The sequence below is a fragment of the Ferrimonas aestuarii genome, assembly GCF_005116665.1.
Taxonomy (GTDB): Bacteria; Pseudomonadota; Gammaproteobacteria; order Enterobacterales; family Shewanellaceae; genus Ferrimonas; species Ferrimonas aestuarii.
Genome location: NZ_SWCJ01000004.1, coordinates 333,036 through 348,581, shown reverse-complemented (window position 1 = coordinate 348,581; position 15,546 = coordinate 333,036). Strand labels below are relative to the sequence as shown.

Below are 15,546 nucleotides of genomic sequence, written 5' to 3'. Positions count from 1 at the left end.
ATAGAAAACCCCTTTTGAGCTTGGAATTTATGAGTCAGATCACTGAGGCCGCTCAGTGGCAAGAGTTGGATGAAGCTGCTTAGGTTGAATCTCCGCAGTGATTTTTATTGGTTTGAGAATAATATTTTTGTTGCATCTGAAACAATGAGCGGTATACTTGCGCTCATTGATTATGTTGCAGGTGAAACAATATGAGTTCAAAAGTCTATCAATGGGCGTTGTATCTGGTGTTGGCTGGCAGCGCACTGTTTTCCATTTTTTTGGTGGTGAGCGATACCGTATCGCCGTTTACCACTCAGGCTCAGCTGCATATCCCTACGAGTCGCATTGCCGCAGAGGTCTCCGCTCCCATTAGTGAATTGGCGGTCACCAATGGTCAGAGGGTGACGAAAGGAGAGCTGCTGGTGCAGCTGGACTCCACTCGTTATCAACTGGCGTTGGAGCAAGCTCAAGCAGCGCTGCAACAGGCGATGCAGAGTGAGATTGCTAAGCGACAGCAGCTTAATGGTGCTAAGGCCACATTGAGTCAGCGCCAGCAGGAGCATCTGAATTCGGACCGTAAGCGTCAGCGTGATGAAACTCTGTTTGTAGAGCGTTTGGTGAGTCAGCAGCAACTGGACGACAGTCGTAATGCGGAACTGGTCAGTGAACAAGCGGTAAGTGCTGCGACTGCAGACGTTGCCAGATTAGAAGCGGAGTTGGCACAAATGAGCGAGCAGGGGGCCATCGCCTCTGCGAAAGCTGCATTGGAATTGGCGCAGCTGGATCTGGCTAAAACCCGCATTGTTGCTCCTGTGGATGGAGTAATCAGTAATCTCAATTTGAGTCAGGGAACCTACGTCAGTGCCGGTTCGCCAATCCTCTACCTAGTGGATGCTAAGCACAGCTGGATCAATGCCGATTTCAATGAGAAGGGGTTGGCTAAGCTGCAGCCCGGCACTCAGGTTCGCTTGGTTTTTGATGGTCTACCGGGTCAGGTGTTTGAGGGGCAATTGCACAGCCGAGAGCAAGCAATTTACGACTCTTCTAGTGACGCAACTGGCCTTGCTCAGGTGGTTAATGATGACCGTTGGATTCGAGATCAACAGAAAGTGCGTACTCAAATTCATGTGGACTCGTTAGATGCTGCTCTGTTTTCTGGATCCAAGGCCAGTGTGATGGTGGTTTCCAGCAACTCAGTTTGGGATGGCATTGCTCAAGGCTGGATGGCGGCACTCTCACTCCTTCGTTACCTCGTTTAAGGAAAACAGCTCATGGCGCTATTTGGTTTGACTCAAGTGCAATGGACAAGTATTGCCCGCATCACGCTGATTGTGACCTTGACTATGCTCAGTCAGCATCTGTTGCAGTTCACGACTTCAGTCTATCTGGCACTGTTTCCGGTGGTTGCAGTAACGCGAGCGCCAAGCCTGTCGACCGAAGGGCTAATGAAAGCATTTTTGCCCGTGTTGGCTTTCGCCGTTGGCGCCAGGTTTACCCATGAGCTGTTTTCCGCCCACCCCTTTGTGATCTGGTGCATTAGCCTATGGGTGTTTGATTTAGTCAGACGCCGCGCCAATAGCCCAGCCAAAGTGGGACAGATGGTGATGCCTGTGCTGACCTGGATTTTGATTATCGTGTTTTCCCAACAATCACCTATCGATATGACCGGTTGGGTTAGAGACATGGTCGCCAGTATTTTGGTGACTCTGCTGGTGGTGCGTTTGGTGTGTTGGTTTTTACCTGCCCCGGACGTGAGCCGTCCCCAGCCACCGACGGTTGACGTCACCTTTGGTCAGCGGATGTTCTTTGTGGCGTCGCTTGGAATCGGTTTGGCATTTTTGATGATGGTGAACCTATTGTCGGCGGCTTTCTGCATGGTGCCGGTGATCATTGCTGTCAGTCAGGCTCAGCGGCCCGCCTATCAAGGGGTATTGATCAACACTTTTAAGGCGCACGTAGGCGGCTGTTCCATTGCGTTGATGTTTCAGTTTTTGTTGATGGGGCACCAGGGATCGATGATGGTATTTGGTGTGATGCTGTTGATGTTGGTAGGGGTTGTTGCTTACAGCATGATTTGCAGCGATTTAGCGGATCAAGCTACGCATTACAGTGGGCTTTTAGGCATAATGTTGCCCATTCAGTTATACATGACCAGTACCGACCTAGGCGTGCAAGATACTGCCATGCGCGCTTGGTATATGACCGTGGTGCTGGGGTTACTATTTGTCTGGCAGGGAGTCATCTATGGAAGACAAAAGCACAGTGTCGATCACCGGGGTGGCCGAATTGGATGCTAGCCCGATGTTTTTAATGGGTTTAGCTTACAAACAGTTTCGGGCGGAGTTGGGGAGCCTGCCTGGTGGCAAGCATTCGATCTCTTTGGAGATGTTTGGCGCTCTTCGAGTTTTGAGCCAGCATGGCCAGATCAGCCAGCAGCAGTTAGCGGATTACCTGCTTCGCAATCGTTCGGTTGCTAAACGTTTAGTGGATAACGGCATTAAGCTGGAACTGATTGAAGCCAGTAAAAGCTTAGAAAACAAGAAGACTAAGCTATTGTCACTCACTCCTTTAGGGGAGCAGGTTGTAGCAAACTGCGCGCCGTTAGTCGCTGCGGGCAAAGATCACTTTCTGACTCAGCTGTCTGACGATGAACAGCAGCAGCTATCTAGACTAATGCAGAAGTTGGTACGCAGTGATGTGCTGGTGGACTAACTTCTGTAAACAGAAAAAAGGGGCTCAGTGAGCCCTTTTTGATCGTGGTCAGCCAGTATCACTCGGCGGGCCAGCTGCCGTCGCTGTTGGGTTTTACCCAAGGTTGGGAGAACCAGTAGTAACCATTGCTCGACTTGCTGGCGGCGGTGCAGTTGTAGCGACTGCGTCCTGCAGGCAGAGGCAGATCGGCTTGAATGGTAAAGCTGTGATCATCACTCCAGGTTGGTTTTTTACCGCCTTGGCCTTGGATGTAGCACATCAGGGTATCGCGGCGCAGATCGTCGCTGGCTAGAGTGACCGACAGCAGAGGGCGGTCATTGTCCATCAGTTGTGGTTCGTTGCCTTGGATCTTAATCACCGGCATGTTGAGGCTGTGCAGTTTTACTTTTAAGCTCGACATCTCCGCATAGGGGCCAGCGACAGGGTAACGGGGAACGGCGGTTAGATCGGAATAAGGGCCTGCCGCGCCGGAGTGCTGACCAATGCCCACATAGCCCAGCTCTGCCAGTGCCGCAGCCAACGTCAGATTGTACTCGCCATAAGGGTAGGCCAGTTGTTTGACGCTATAACCTACCTCTTTTTCAATCGCGGCCTCAGTGCGTTCGATGTTATCGATGATGCGAGCTAGCCACTGCTGTTGGGTTTCGCCATCCAGCATGTGGATCAGGTGTTCGTGACCATAGCTGTGGTTGGCGATGGTCGCACCTTCATTCGACAGCACTCGCAGAGCATCCCAGTCCATCATCTCTCTGAAGCCCTTTTCAATGGGCTCAATGCTGACAAACAAGGTGTAGGGGTAGCCGTAGCGCTTTAGAATGGGGTGAGCATTGTCGGCCACGTTTTGGTAGCCATCATCGAAGGTGATGGCGACGGTTTTCGGCGGCAAGGTCTGCTTCTGTTTGATGGCATCGATTAAGGTCGACAGGGGCACCACATTAAACTGGTTGTCGTTTAAGTAAGCCATCTGCTCGGCAAACTGCTGCGGCGTAACACTGGTGCTGGCGGGCGTATTGTCGCTAACATGGTGGTACTGCAGAATCACACCAGCATGAGCTGGCACTAGCAGCGCTAGGCTGATGATCAACATCAGCCCATTGAAAAGTCTATTCATCTTAGGGTTCCAACGTTTTATGTCCATAGCCGCCATCCTTAAGCAGCCTGAGGCCCACAAGCGCACCTTTGCGCTGGCGTGGCCCATGATACTGTCAAACATCACCATTCCCCTATTGGGTCTGGTGGACACGGCGGTGATAGGTCATCTTGACCACGCCTACTATCTCGGGGGCGTCGCCTTAGGGTCGATGATTATAACCCTAATTCTGTGGATTCTTGGTTTTTTACGCATGAGCACCACTGCACTGGTGGCTCAGGGGCATGGCGCTGATGATTTTTCAGCGCAAACTCGGGTGTTATCCCAAGGGGTGATGTTGGCGCTGCTGCTGGCCTTCACCGCGTTGGTTCTGCAGTGGCCAGTTATGGAGTGGGGCATTCCTTTGGCGGGGGGAAGCAGTGAAGTTCAGCACTATGGCGCCCAGTACTTTGGCATCCGAATCTGGGGGGCGCCAGCGGCGTTGACCAATCTGGTGCTACTGGGCTTCCTGCTTGGGCGAGGCATGCCTAAGGTGGCCATGTGGCAGCTTATTCTGGGTAATGGCCTCAATATTAGTTTGGATCTGCTGTTTGTGGTGGGCTTTGGTTGGGGCGTTGCCGGTGCCGCTTGGGCCAGCGTGCTGGCTGAGTATGGCACCTTGATGCTGGCGCTATATCTGGTGGCCAAGGTGCTTAAGCAGCATGATGCTCTCGCTTGGTCTAAGTTAGTGCCGCAGTGGCAGGGGGTGGGGCGTTTGCTGCGACTGAATCGAGACATCTTTATTCGTACCTTATGCCTTCAGGCCTGCTTGAGCTTTATCACCATCATGGGGGCTCGAATGGGGGATTTGGTGGTGGCGGCGAACGCGGTGTTGCTGAATTTCATGCTGCTGATCTCCTACGCTCTGGATGGCTTTGCCTACAGCGCCGAAGTGGAGGTAGCCAGGGCTTGGGGGGCCAAAAAAGCCGAACAGCTAAAGCAAGCGGTGCTGCTGTGTTGGGTGTGGTCGGCAATGACCGCTCTGATCTTTGCGCTGCTATTTTGGGGGCTGGGGGATTGGTTTATCAGTTTGATGACCGGTATTGAGGAAGTGCAGCAAGTGGCCAGTACTCACCTTATTTGGGTGGTGATGTTACCTGTGTTGGCGTTCAGCTGCTTTTTATTCGATGGGGTGTACATCGGCGCGGCCCAAGGTAGCATCATGCGCAACTCGATGTTGGTGTCGGCCATCGGCTTTTTTGTACTGTTTTGGCTGTGTCGAGATTGGGGCAATCACGCACTGTGGCTGGCGCTGGATGGCTTTATGCTGCTGCGAGGGCTGACGCTGGCGTGGCACTACCGATATCGGCTTCGGCTGCCAGAGCAGGCTAAATTAGATTGAGCTTCGCCATAAAAAACGCCAAGGCAACTGCCTTGGCGTTTGGCGATCTTATCCAGCGTTGTTGGTGTTAACGCTTAGTAGAATGAGTGGTCGCCATGTTCATGTTCAGTCACGTCTTTAACGGCACTCAGTTCACCAGCAAACTCTTCCAGCAGCTGTTTTTCGATGCCATCTTTCAGGGTCACGTCTACCATGGAGCAGCCGTTACAGCCACCGCCGAACTGGATGACAGCAGTGCCGTTATCGGTCAGTTCGACCAGAGTGATGAAGCCGCCGTGGCTGGCCAACTGAGGGTTAACTTGAGACTGGATAACGTAGTCTAGGCGCTCTCTCAGAGGCGCATCGTCGGCCACTTTACGCATCTTAGCGTTCGGGGCTTTCAGGGTCAGTTGAGAACCCAACTGATCGGTGACGTAATCGATGAAGGCTTCCTCTAGGAAAGGTACGCTCTTCTCGTCAACCAGTGCGTCAAAGCCTTCAAAGTTAAGGCGAGTATCATCCGCTTCAACGGCATCGTCAGGGCAGTAAGATACCCCGCACTCCGCTTGAGGGGTGCCTGGATTGATAACGAAAACTCGGATATTGGTGCCTTCCGGCTGCTGCTCAAGCAACTTTTTGAAATGGCCCTGAGCGGCTTCGGTAATGGTGATCATAACTGCTCTCTACACTGCGGCTAATGCCTGACTAATGGAGTCGGATACTCGAATCATACTCCCTTGAGGGGGCAGATTATAGCCCTAGCTTGGGATCTCGATCACGCTTTGTTGGATAGTGACCCCCTGTAGCTGGTAGCATGGCGTGAACATATAACAACAAGATAGTCATGGAATGATGCGTCAATTACTGCTGTTTTTACTTCTACTCCCCATTGTTTCTTGGGCCAGTTCTGACCCGCTGCTGCCCGACGATACCTACCTAAACACTGTTACTCAGCCGGAGCAGGCCTTTGGCCAACCGGTGGGTAAGCGTCATCTGAGATACGATCAGGTGCTGCACTATTTTCGCACCCTTGCGGAGCAGTCCCCCCGAGTGGCGATTGAATCCGCGGGGCTGAGTCATCAAGGTCGTCAGCAGATTGCGGCGGTGATCACCTCAGAGCGTAACCAACAGAATCTGGACAATATTTTGGCTAAGCGCGCCAAGGTCACCAATGGTGATGCCGTTGGCGGCCCAACGGTGGTGTGGCTGGCGTATTCCATTCATGGGGATGAGGCCAGTGGTCTGCATGCGGGCACCCTGTTTGCTTACTATCTGGCGGCCTCAACCTCGCCAGAGGTGGAGCGTTGGCTGGATGAGATGGTCATTCTGATTACCCCGAGCCAGAACCCTGATGGTAATGATCGCTTCGCCAACTGGGTGAACAGTTACACCGGTCATAACCTCAACGGCAGCGATTGGCACCGGGAACATTTCCAGGGGTGGCCCAGTGGTCGAGTGAACCACTTTATGGCGGACCTTAATCGCGACTGGCTCTATCTGCGTCATCCAGAGAGTCGAGGCCGAGTGGCGGTGTACCAGCGTTGGCAGCCTCATGTGGTGGGAGATTTCCACGAGATGGGCCACAACGCCAGTTACTTCTTTCAGCCGGGAGTGCCAAGCCGAACTCATCCGCTAACGCCAACCCAGAACCAGTCATTGACGGCGGCGTTGGGTCGTTATCATGCCGAAGCTCTGGACGCCATTGGTCAACCATACTTCTCTAAAGAGTCCTTTGATGACTTTTACTATGGCAAGGGCTCAACCTATCCTGACATCAATGGTGGCGTTGGCATTCTGTTTGAGCAGGCGTCGGTGCGAGGCCACATTCGTGACACCGATTTTGGCAAGCGCACCTTCCGTGAGGCGATTCGCAATCAATTGGCGACGTCGTTTTCAACCGTGCGTGGCAGCTATGAGCAGCAGCAGGCGTTGGTGCAGTATCAGCGTGATTTTTATGTCGACTCCCTTGAACGAGGTGAAGATAGTAAAGGCAGTGGTTTAGTGGTTGGTGCCCGAGGTGATCAAGGGCGTTTGGCGGCGCTCGCGGAGGTATTGAGCGCCCATCAGGTTCAGTTTGGCTGGACCGAAGAGGCGCTTGAGGCATCAGACATTCAGTTCGCCAGTGACAGTCTATTTATCCCGTTTGCCCAGCCTAAGTACGCCCTAGTCGAGGCTCTATTTGATCATCGTACCGAGTTTGAGGACAACACTTTTTACGATGTGTCGGCGTTTGCGGTGGACTTAGCCTTTAACTTGGAGGTTGCCGATCTGCGCCGAGAGCCCGATTGGCGACCGAGTTCTGATTCCAGCGTATCATTTGATTATCAACCGGCACTGGCTTGGGTGATCCCGTGGGAGCACCGCGCCACCCCCAAAGCGCTCAACACACTGCTCAATGCCGGCGTGCGAGTGCGTTTCATAGAAACTGAAGCACGGCTGCAAGGGCGAACGGGTAGCGTTGACGTTGAGCCCGGAGCCTTGATGATTCAGGGGCGACAGCCCAACTTGGAGATTCTGCTGCCTCAGATTGCGGAAATGGGAGTGGTACCAGAGGCCATTGTTCGCGGTCAGGCTTTGAACGGTCCAGATTTGGGTAGCCGCAAGTTCCACTCTCTAAACGCAGTTAAGCCGATGATTTTGGTGGGTCGAAACACCAGCCAGTATGAGGTGGGCCAGTTGTGGAATTACTTGGATCAACAGGTGGGCATTGCCGCAACCTTGGTTGATGGTGAATACGCCGCTCGGGTGCCGATGGAAGATTTTACCCACCTGTTTATGGTGGACGGTCGCTATCGTCAATTGGACGCCAAACTCCAGGCCCGCATTGAACGCTTTGTGCGGGAAGGGGGCGTGTTGGTGGCTTGGCAAGGCGGTGCTGAGGCGCTGGCTCGTAAAGGCATGGCGCCATTTGACATTAAAGGTCGCCAGGATCTGCAACAACAGTTTGATGAGCCTAGCCCGCAATTTGCTGAGCGTTCGGCGGATCGCGCTAAGCGCACCATTGGTGGTGCCATCGTCAACTGGCAGTTGGATGTGAGCCATCCTCTGGCTTATGGCTTAGGCCATCAACTGCCGATGATGAAAGACCGAGAGATGGTCTTGGCGCCGTCTGAAATTGGCCGTGTGGTGGCGACCTATGATGAGCAGCCGCTGCTGTCGGGCTTCATGGCTGAGGCCTACCAGCAAACGGTGGGCAATGAAGCCAGTGCCGTGGTAACCCCTGTAGGCCAAGGTGTGGTGGTGGCACTGTCGGACAATCCACTGTTCCGTAACTTCTGGCTGGGCTCTGAGCGCATTGTGGCCAATGCTCTGTTTATGGTGCCTGCACTGCATTAGTTTGACTGGTTCGGTGTTCGATAGAGGGCACTGGCCAGAGTCCAACTTTGACTCACCCGAAATCCGTTTCGGGTGAGCTCACCACTGAGCTCCGACAACGTGGAACCCGTGGTGATCACATCGTCAATTAGGGCGAGATTTTGCCCTTTTCCTGTTTGTGTTACTGAGAACGCCTGTTTGAGGTTGCGACGTCTGGCTTTGGCGTCCAGTTGCTGCTGATTGGCGGTGCAGTGGTGCTTGCCGACTAGGTTCTCTATCACCTCGATTCCCAGCGCGTCTCCCAACTGTTTGGCGATGATATGGGCATGATTAAACCCAAGTTGCCTGAGTCGTGTGCGATGGATAGGCACCGCCACTAAGGCATCGGGGGTAATCAGTAAACCCTGCTGCTGAAGCTGATTGAGTTTGGTGATTAGGGGCGCCAATGCAGCAGTGTACAGCGAGGGCTGACGCCGCTGTTTGCCTAGCCCAACAAAGCGTCCAGCGGGATGGTGATAGTTTAAGCCGCTGATTGTAGGGCGCCACCGCTGGCGCTTGAGGCAGGAACCACAACGATGGGGTGGCGCATGGGCTAATGGTTTATGGCAATGAAGGCAGACTTGCCCCAATTGTGCATCAGACAGACATAGGGCACACAGGCCACCTCCGTCCTGCATTGGAACGTGGCACAAGTAACAGCGGTTGGGTAGACTGGCGTCCAACAACCACAGTGCGGTCTTTTTGAGGTAATTCATGACGGTAAGCTTAGCCCCAATGCAGTTAACTTGGCGTGGCCAGAAGGGGATACCGCTGTTGCTGATTCACGGCTGGGGCATGAACGGGGAAGTGTTCAATGACTTTGCCAACAAGCTTGAGACACAAGGCTATCGAGTTGGAGTTGTGGATCTACCCGGCTTTGGCCACTCGCCGGCTTGGCCTGAGTTGACGCTGGAGGCCATGGTGGATGAGCTCGCCAAACAGCTTGAGGGTACGCCTGATGTGGTGGTGTTAGGCTGGTCTCTAGGTGGATTGGTGGCGACTAAGCTGGCGATCGAGCACCCTCAGTTGGTGAGCCAGTTGATTACCGTGGCGAGTACGCCGAAGTTCGTTGCCGATGAGGATTGGCCCGGCATTAAACCTAAGGTGCTGTCGGGGTTTGCCCAAGCACTCAGTGACGACATCAATGCCACCTTGGATCGTTTTATTGCCCTGCAGGCCATGGGCAGCGATACCGCACGTCAGGACATCAAGGCGTTGCGGCTGAGACTGGCGGACAGCCCAGACCCACATCCTAAGGCGCTAGTCGATGGCTTGCTGCTGTTACAACAGGTGGATCTTCGTAGCCAACTTACTGAAATTAAAGCACCTTGGCTGCAAATTGAGGGCCGATTGGATGCGTTGGTTCCCGCTCGTGGCCAAGGGCAGCGACAACACGTCGCCCCTAGCGCGGAGCGAGTGGTGCTTGAGAAGGCGTCTCATGCGCCGTTTATCTCCCACCCTCAGCAGGTTATCGAGTCAATCTCTGCCTTTATAAGACGCTGAACGATTTTTACTTTTTAGGATAATTGGAGAATAATTAACCAGAAGAGGAGAAGCGATGTTTCTGGTTTCCAATTATCCACAAGTGCCCATAGTCACCACCAATCCGGCTACCGACAGTGCTCGGCAGCAGGCGGTGACTCATGCGCCTGTGGTTCCCCCCAAAGAGGCGGATAAATCCGCCTCTGAGCGGGCATTGGATCCGGAACATGAGCGCATTGCCGAGCACGGGAAACCCCTCAAACGCCGCAGTAATCAACAGGAAGATCAGCAGGAAGACGCTCAAGATTCGTCTGAACAGAAGGGCGGTTCCGGCTTTGATTTTGAGCTGTGGCAGCCTCCCACCTTCGATCGCCCCAGTGCGAATCGTGAGATGGCCAAGCCGATCTCACGTTACAAGCAAAATCACCCAGTGTCTCAGCTTAGTGATGATGAATATCAGCGCTTTACCCAAGTGCTCAGTCGCTATTATCAGCAGCGGGCGTTTCCCGTTGAACCGCCCGCCTTTCAGGGCCGAGCTTAAGTAAAAGCTAGCGCTTGGCCTTTTTAAAAGCATCGGCGAAGGCGCTGCCCATGGCGCTGTTGCCCGTGTTCTGTGTTTGGCGCTGTCGAGGCTGTGATTGCCGCTCCCCGCGATGATTCCCATTGGTACGAGGCTTATCGCTTCGAGCTGCAGGTTTGGCGCGGCTTTGACCTGGCTCATCGTCTAGACGCATAGATAGGCCGATGCGTTTGCGGTCGATCTCCACCTCCATCACTTTCACCTTAACCACATCGCCGGTTTTCACCACCTTGCGGGGGTCGTCCACAAATTGGTGCGATAGGGCGGAGATGTGCACTAAACCATCTTGGTGTACACCGATGTCGACGAAGGCGCCAAAGTGGGTCACGTTGGTCACCACCCCTTGTAGCACCATTCCTGGCTCAAGATCTTTGAGGGTTTCTACGCCGTCGGCAAATTCAGCGGTCTCAAACTGGCCCCGAGGATCTCGGCCCGGCTTGTCCAGCTCAGCGAGTACGTCGGTAACCGTAGGGAGTCCAAATTGGTCAGTGGCAAACTGATTTGGCTTCAATGATTTGAGCAGCGAGCTGTTGCCGATGAGTTCATCGATGCCTTTGCCGGTGTGTGTGCTGATCGCTTTCACTAGGCTGTAAGACTCTGGGTGCACACCGGAGGCATCCAGCGGATTCTTGCCCTTGGTGATTCGCAGGAAGCCAGCGCACTGTTCAAAGGCTTTTGGCCCCAAGCGCGGCACTTTAAGCAGCTGTTTACGCTCGGCGAAGACGCCGTTGGCATCGCGGTAATCGACGATGTTCTGTGCCAGCGTCGGCGTCAGGCCAGCAACTCGTTTCAGCAGGGCGGCGGAGGCGATATTCACGTCCACACCCACGCCGTTTACGCAGTCTTCCACTACCGCATCGAGAGAGTGAGCCAGTTGGGTTTGGCTGACGTCGTGCTGATATTGGCCAACACCAATGGATTTGGGGTCGATCTTCACCAGCTCCGCCATTGGATCTTGCAGGCGGCGGGCGATAGAGACTGCGCCTCGTAGAGACACATCCAGCTCAGGGAACTCCTTAGCGGCGGTTTCCGAAGCGGAATAAACTGAGGCACCGGCTTCGGAGACCATCACTTTCTGCAGTTTCAGCTCTGGATGACGTTTGGCCAGATCCGCCGCCAGTTTGTCGGTCTCGCGGCTGGCGGTGCCATTGCCGATGGCCACCAGCTCCACCTGATGGGCTTTAGCAAGCTTCGCCAAGCTGGCGATGGATTGATCCCACTGATTTCGCGGCGCATGAGGGTAGATGGTGTCGGTTGCCAGCAGTTTACCGGTGTGGTCGACCACCACCACCTTCACTCCAGTGCGAAGACCTGGGTCCAAGCCCAGGGTTGCGCGTGGGCCCGCAGGGGCTGCCATTAATAGATCGCCCAAGTTGTCGGCGAAAACCTTGATAGCGTCGGTTTCGGCCCGCTCGCGTAGATCGGCAATCAACTCGCTCTCCATCTGCAGGCTCAGTTTTACCTTCCAAGTCCACTGAACGACGGTTTTAAGCCATTGATCTGCTGGGTGGTTGCCCAGGCGCAGATCCAGTTGGTCGGCGATGATCGCCTCGCAAACGCTGCCCTTCTGGGCTGGATCCTTATTCGGGTCGGCTTCCAGCGACAGAGACAATACCCCTTCGTTGCGCCCCCGCAGCATGGCTAGGGCTCGGTGAGAGGGGATCCGTTTCCAGTTTTCATTGTGCTCGAAGTAATCGCGGAACTTTGCGCCCGCCTGCTCTTGGCCTGCAACCACGCGAACCTGCATTTCGCTGTGTCGCTGCATGTGTTGGCGGACGGCGGAGACCACAGGTGCTTGCTCGGCAAAACGTTCCATCAGGATGGCTCTGGCGCCATCGAGTACCGCTTTGGTGTTGTCAAAGCCGGACTCGGCATTGAAGAATTCAGCGGCGGTGGTTTCCGGATCCAACTGACGGTTTTCCAGTAATTTATCCGCTAAAGGCTCGATGCCTGCTTCGATGGCGATCTGGCCTTTGGTACGGCGTTTGGGTTTATAGGGCAGATAGAGGTCTTCAAGTTCGGTTTTTGTGGTGACATTTTGAATCTTTGTAACCAGACTTGTATCAAGCTTGCCTTGTTGCTCAATGCTTTGCAGAATCGTTTGACGTCGTGCGTCCAATTCACGCAGGTAGGTTAATCGGCTATCGAGTTGTCGCAACTGACCGTCGTCCAAACCGCCGGTTACCTCTTTTCGGTAACGGGCAACAAAGGGCACCGTAGCGCCATCATCGAACAGAGCGATGGTGGCTTCCACTTGTTGGGTGCGGACATCGAGTTCTTGTGCGAGTATGTGAGCGATGGTCTGCATGGAGAGCGAACTACCTGTATGGGTTGAATTAAAGTCTCCAGAATCTATCACAGACCGATTCGCGATTGATCCACTAATAGTTTGAAGCCAGATGAAGAAAGCCAATTTGATCACCCGAGAAGGGTGGAATGCCATGGAGCAGGAGCTGAAGTTCCTGTGGAAGGATGAGCGCCCACGGGTGACCCAAGCGGTGCAAGAGGCTGCCGCTTTGGGAGATCGTTCGGAGAACGCCGAATACATCTATGGTAAGAAACGGCTCAGAGAGATCGACCGCCGAGTGCGCTTTCTGTCAAAACGGATGGAGCAGATACGCATCGTCGAACCGGACCCTCGTCAGGAGGGCAAGGTCTATTTTGGTGCCTGGGTGGAGTTGGAGTCGGAGGCCGGCGACCTGGTCACCTACCGCTTGGTGGGCCCAGACGAATTTAATGTGCGAGAGGGAAAGATCAGTATCGATTCACCGCTGGCCCGAGCATTGCTGGGCAAACAGGTGGATGACGAGGTGGTGGTTCGCACGCCAGAGAGTGAACAGCTCTATTACATCAACCAGATTCGCTATAAGGCAGAGTAAGGGGACACAATGAATCAGGAAACGTCCAAGATTTTGGTGGTCGATGACGATCTACGACTACGCGCATTGATTGAGCGCTATCTCGGTGAGCAGGGCTATCAAGTTCGTGCCGCCGCGAATGCGGAACAGATGGACCGCTTGTTGGAGCGGGAAAACTTTCACCTGATCGTGTTGGATTTGATGCTGCCCGGCGAAGATGGGCTCAGCATCTGTCGCCGTCTGCGCCAAGCCAATAACCCGATCCCTATCGTAATGCTTACCGCCAAAGGGGATGAAGTGGATCGCATCATCGGTTTGGAGCTGGGTGCTGATGATTACCTGCCAAAACCTTTCAACCCTCGTGAGCTATTGGCGCGCATCAAAGCGGTACTGCGTCGTAATCCTGCGGAACTGCCTGGCGCACCCTCCCAGACCGAACAGGTGGTTGAGTTTGGTGAATATCGCCTGAATCTGGCGACTCGAGAGATGTTTAAGTCCGATGAAGCCATCGCCCTGACCTCCGGAGAGTTTGCGGTGTTGAAGGTGCTGGTGTCTAACCCTCGAGAGCCCATGAGCCGCGATAAGCTGATGAATCAGGCCCGTGGTCGTGATTACAGTGCGTTGGAGCGCTCCATTGACGTACAGGTTTCTCGCCTGCGCCGGTTGATTGAAGAAGATCCAAGCAGCCCCCGTTACATTCAAACCGTATGGGGTTTGGGCTATGTATTTGTGCCTGATGGTGCTTCAGCCAAGTAACTGCGGCGTGTTGCGTGATGCCAATAGTGGACATTGTTAATGGCTAAACTGCTGCCCAGAAGTAATTTTGGTCAAACCGTACTGTTGATCGGCTGTTTGCTGCTGATTAACCAGTTGGTGTCCTACATCTCCATGGACATCTATGTGGTGAGGCCCTCAACTCAGCAGATCAACCAACTGTTGGCGCGGCAGGTCGAGCTGTTGTTTCGAGACCTTGAGACCGACCGCAGTCGCCTGACTGTGGTGGATGCGTTGCGAGATAAGCTGGCTGATGATGGTTATATGGAAGCCTTCACTCAACCCGAAGCTCGAGAGCATGGCCTCAATCAGGCTCGGCTTTATATGGTGCTCTCCAAGCAGATGTCGGAATACTTGGGGGGGGATGCCGAGGTTCGCATCTCCTTCGGTGAAGAGTATTTAATCTGGATTCGCCCGCCTCAAGCCCCATCCATCTGGCTTCGAGTGCCGTTGACCGGGTTTGATGAATCGGTGATCTCGCCCCTAACCATCTACCTGATGGTGATTGGCGCGCTTTCGGTGGCTGGCGGTTGGTGGTTTGCTCGGCAGCAAAGTCGGCCACTGCGGCGGTTGCAGCGAGCGGCCATGGTGGTATCTCGAGGACGCTTCCCAGATCCTCTGCCACTGAAAGGCCCGGCGGAAGTGGTGGCGGTGACCCAAGCGTTTAACCAGATGTCCCGTTCAATGAAGCAGCTAGAAGCGGACCGGCAACTGCTGCTGGCAGGGGTGTCCCACGATCTGCGTACCCCTCTGACTCGAATCCGCCTTGCCAGCGAAATGATGAGTGATGCCGATGCCTTCTTGAAAGAGGGCATCGAGCACGACATCGATGATATGAACCAGATCATCGACCAATTCATTGAATTTGTTCGTGGTAATCCAGATGAAGTCGCAACGTCATGCTCCCTAGATACCCTGCTTAAGGAGGCCGCTCATCAAGAAGAGCTTCGGCACACACAGGTTGAGCTGGATCTCGGTGATACTCCTGAGATTGAGTTACCTTTGGTGGCCATCAAGCGCGTCATTACCAATTTAGTGGAGAACGGTGTCCGTTATGGTGGAGGTGACCTCAAGTTGAGATCCGGCTTTGATAAGCACTGGGTGTGGTTCAGCATCGCTGATAATGGCCCTGGCATTCCAGAATCTCAGATTGAAACTTTATTTGAGCCCTTCACTCAGGGCGATATCGCCCGTGGCAGTGTTGGGTCCGGCTTAGGCTTGGCCATTGTAAAACGGGTGATTGATGGGGAAGGTGGACGTATTCGCTTAGCCAACCGTCCCCAAGGAGGATTAGAAGCGATCGTATGGTTACCTCGATAATAGTGTTAACTGCCGCCTTAACGATTGAGGCGGC

General features: G+C 54.0%; 14 protein-coding genes. 10 read left to right on the top strand and 4 right to left on the bottom strand.

The window, feature by feature from the left end; genetic code table 11:
- Positions 1-191 precede the first annotated feature (191 nt).
- From FCL42_RS08515 to FCL42_RS08505, 3 genes are read left to right on the top strand one after another with little or no spacing between them, the layout of a single operon-like run.
- Complete coding sequence (locus FCL42_RS08515) at positions 192-1,241, top strand: HlyD family secretion protein (protein WP_136862976.1); 1,050 nt, start codon at positions 192-194, stop codon at positions 1,239-1,241.
- A 12-nt stretch (positions 1,242-1,253) separates the two neighbouring features.
- On the top strand, positions 1,254-2,279 hold the full coding sequence (locus tag FCL42_RS08510; RefSeq protein ID WP_136862975.1) for a DUF2955 domain-containing protein: 1,026 nt from the start codon (positions 1,254-1,256) through the stop codon (positions 2,277-2,279).
- Positions 2,227-2,694 carry a MarR family winged helix-turn-helix transcriptional regulator gene (locus FCL42_RS08505; RefSeq protein ID WP_136862974.1) on the top strand — a complete coding sequence of 156 codons (468 nt, stop codon included), beginning with the start codon at positions 2,227-2,229 and terminating at the stop codon, positions 2,692-2,694. Before FCL42_RS08510 ends, FCL42_RS08505 begins: the two co-directional genes overlap by 53 nt.
- Positions 2,695-2,752: 58 nt before the next feature.
- On the opposite strand, the gene FCL42_RS08500 is transcribed toward FCL42_RS08505, so the two are convergent.
- On the bottom strand, positions 2,753-3,805 hold the full coding sequence (locus FCL42_RS08500; RefSeq protein WP_136862973.1) for a polysaccharide deacetylase family protein: 1,053 nt from the start codon (positions 3,803-3,805) through the stop codon (positions 2,753-2,755).
- Between the two features lie 19 nt (positions 3,806-3,824).
- Here FCL42_RS08500 and FCL42_RS08495 point away from each other — a divergent pair, with 19 nt between their 5' ends.
- Positions 3,825-5,165 carry an MATE family efflux transporter gene (locus FCL42_RS08495; protein WP_136862972.1) on the top strand — a complete coding sequence of 447 codons (1,341 nt, stop codon included), beginning with the start codon at positions 3,825-3,827 and terminating at the stop codon, positions 5,163-5,165.
- A 74-nt stretch (positions 5,166-5,239) separates the two neighbouring features.
- On the opposite strand, the gene nfuA is transcribed toward FCL42_RS08495, so the two are convergent.
- Positions 5,240-5,818, bottom strand: coding sequence for a Fe-S biogenesis protein NfuA (nfuA, locus tag FCL42_RS08490; RefSeq protein WP_136862971.1), 579 nt, complete (start codon positions 5,816-5,818; stop codon positions 5,240-5,242).
- A 175-nt stretch (positions 5,819-5,993) separates the two neighbouring features.
- Between nfuA and FCL42_RS08485 the strand changes: the two genes are divergently transcribed.
- Entirely contained in the window at positions 5,994-8,480 is a 2,487-nt protein-coding gene (locus FCL42_RS08485) for a M14 family zinc carboxypeptidase (RefSeq protein WP_136862970.1), read from the top strand.
- On the opposite strand, the gene FCL42_RS08480 is transcribed toward FCL42_RS08485, so the two are convergent.
- The gene (locus tag FCL42_RS08480; RefSeq protein WP_136862969.1) at positions 8,477-9,214 is read right to left on the bottom strand and encodes a ComF family protein; all 738 of its coding nucleotides are present in this window, start codon (positions 9,212-9,214) and stop codon (positions 8,477-8,479) included. The two genes, FCL42_RS08485 and FCL42_RS08480, sit on opposite strands and share 4 nt — an antisense overlap.
- Between FCL42_RS08480 and bioH the strand changes: the two genes are divergently transcribed.
- Together bioH and FCL42_RS08470 are read left to right on the top strand one after the other, a co-directional pair.
- Positions 9,213-10,001, top strand: a complete 789-nt coding sequence (gene bioH, locus FCL42_RS08475) for a pimeloyl-ACP methyl ester esterase BioH (RefSeq protein WP_136862968.1) — start codon at positions 9,213-9,215, stop codon at positions 9,999-10,001. The two genes, FCL42_RS08480 and bioH, sit on opposite strands and share 2 nt — an antisense overlap.
- A 55-nt stretch (positions 10,002-10,056) precedes the next feature.
- Positions 10,057-10,521, top strand: a complete 465-nt coding sequence (locus tag FCL42_RS08470; protein WP_136862967.1) for a hypothetical protein — start codon at positions 10,057-10,059, stop codon at positions 10,519-10,521.
- 7 nt (positions 10,522-10,528) lie between these two features.
- Here the strand turns inward: FCL42_RS08470 and FCL42_RS08465 are convergent, their stop codons facing one another.
- Complete coding sequence (locus FCL42_RS08465; RefSeq protein WP_136862966.1) at positions 10,529-12,868, bottom strand: Tex family protein; 2,340 nt, start codon at positions 12,866-12,868, stop codon at positions 10,529-10,531.
- 91 nt (positions 12,869-12,959) lie between these two features.
- Here FCL42_RS08465 and greB point away from each other — a divergent pair, with 91 nt between their 5' ends.
- Genes greB through envZ form a run of 3 tightly spaced genes read left to right on the top strand, consistent with a single transcriptional unit; the run spans position 12,960 to position 15,512 of the window.
- A complete protein-coding gene (greB, locus tag FCL42_RS08460; RefSeq protein WP_136862965.1) occupies positions 12,960-13,439 on the top strand; it encodes a transcription elongation factor GreB in 480 nt (159 codons plus the stop codon).
- A 9-nt stretch (positions 13,440-13,448) separates the two neighbouring features.
- The gene (ompR, locus tag FCL42_RS08455; protein ID WP_136862964.1) at positions 13,449-14,174 is read left to right on the top strand and encodes an osmolarity response regulator transcription factor OmpR; all 726 of its coding nucleotides are present in this window, start codon (positions 13,449-13,451) and stop codon (positions 14,172-14,174) included.
- A gap of 39 nt (positions 14,175-14,213) precedes the next feature.
- Entirely contained in the window at positions 14,214-15,512 is a 1,299-nt protein-coding gene (gene envZ / locus FCL42_RS08450) for a two-component system sensor histidine kinase EnvZ (RefSeq protein WP_136862963.1), read from the top strand.
- Positions 15,513-15,546 lie beyond the last annotated feature (34 nt).

What these genes read in the sequence shown, in the direction of transcription:
- FCL42_RS08515 (WP_136862976.1), top strand. Translation starts at nt 192, where the DNA reads ATGAGTTCAAAAGTCTATCAATGGGCGTTGTATCTGGTGTTGGCTGGC.
- FCL42_RS08510 (WP_136862975.1), top strand. Translation starts at nt 1,254, where the DNA reads ATGGCGCTATTTGGTTTGACTCAAGTGCAATGGACAAGTATTGCCCGC.
- FCL42_RS08505 (WP_136862974.1), top strand. Translation starts at nt 2,227, where the DNA reads ATGGAAGACAAAAGCACAGTGTCGATCACCGGGGTGGCCGAATTGGAT.
- FCL42_RS08500 (WP_136862973.1), bottom strand. Translation starts at nt 3,805, where the DNA reads ATGAATAGACTTTTCAATGGGCTGATGTTGATCATCAGCCTAGCGCTG.
- FCL42_RS08495 (WP_136862972.1), top strand. Translation starts at nt 3,825, where the DNA reads ATGTCCATAGCCGCCATCCTTAAGCAGCCTGAGGCCCACAAGCGCACC.
- nfuA (WP_136862971.1), bottom strand. Translation starts at nt 5,818, where the DNA reads ATGATCACCATTACCGAAGCCGCTCAGGGCCATTTCAAAAAGTTGCTT.
- FCL42_RS08485 (WP_136862970.1), top strand. Translation starts at nt 5,994, where the DNA reads ATGATGCGTCAATTACTGCTGTTTTTACTTCTACTCCCCATTGTTTCT.
- bioH (WP_136862968.1), top strand. Translation starts at nt 9,213, where the DNA reads ATGACGGTAAGCTTAGCCCCAATGCAGTTAACTTGGCGTGGCCAGAAG.
- FCL42_RS08480 (WP_136862969.1), bottom strand. Translation starts at nt 9,214, where the DNA reads ATGAATTACCTCAAAAAGACCGCACTGTGGTTGTTGGACGCCAGTCTA.
- FCL42_RS08470 (WP_136862967.1), top strand. Translation starts at nt 10,057, where the DNA reads ATGTTTCTGGTTTCCAATTATCCACAAGTGCCCATAGTCACCACCAAT.
- FCL42_RS08465 (WP_136862966.1), bottom strand. Translation starts at nt 12,868, where the DNA reads ATGCAGACCATCGCTCACATACTCGCACAAGAACTCGATGTCCGCACC.
- greB (WP_136862965.1), top strand. Translation starts at nt 12,960, where the DNA reads ATGAAGAAAGCCAATTTGATCACCCGAGAAGGGTGGAATGCCATGGAG.
- ompR (WP_136862964.1), top strand. Translation starts at nt 13,449, where the DNA reads ATGAATCAGGAAACGTCCAAGATTTTGGTGGTCGATGACGATCTACGA.
- envZ (WP_136862963.1), top strand. Translation starts at nt 14,214, where the DNA reads ATGGCTAAACTGCTGCCCAGAAGTAATTTTGGTCAAACCGTACTGTTG.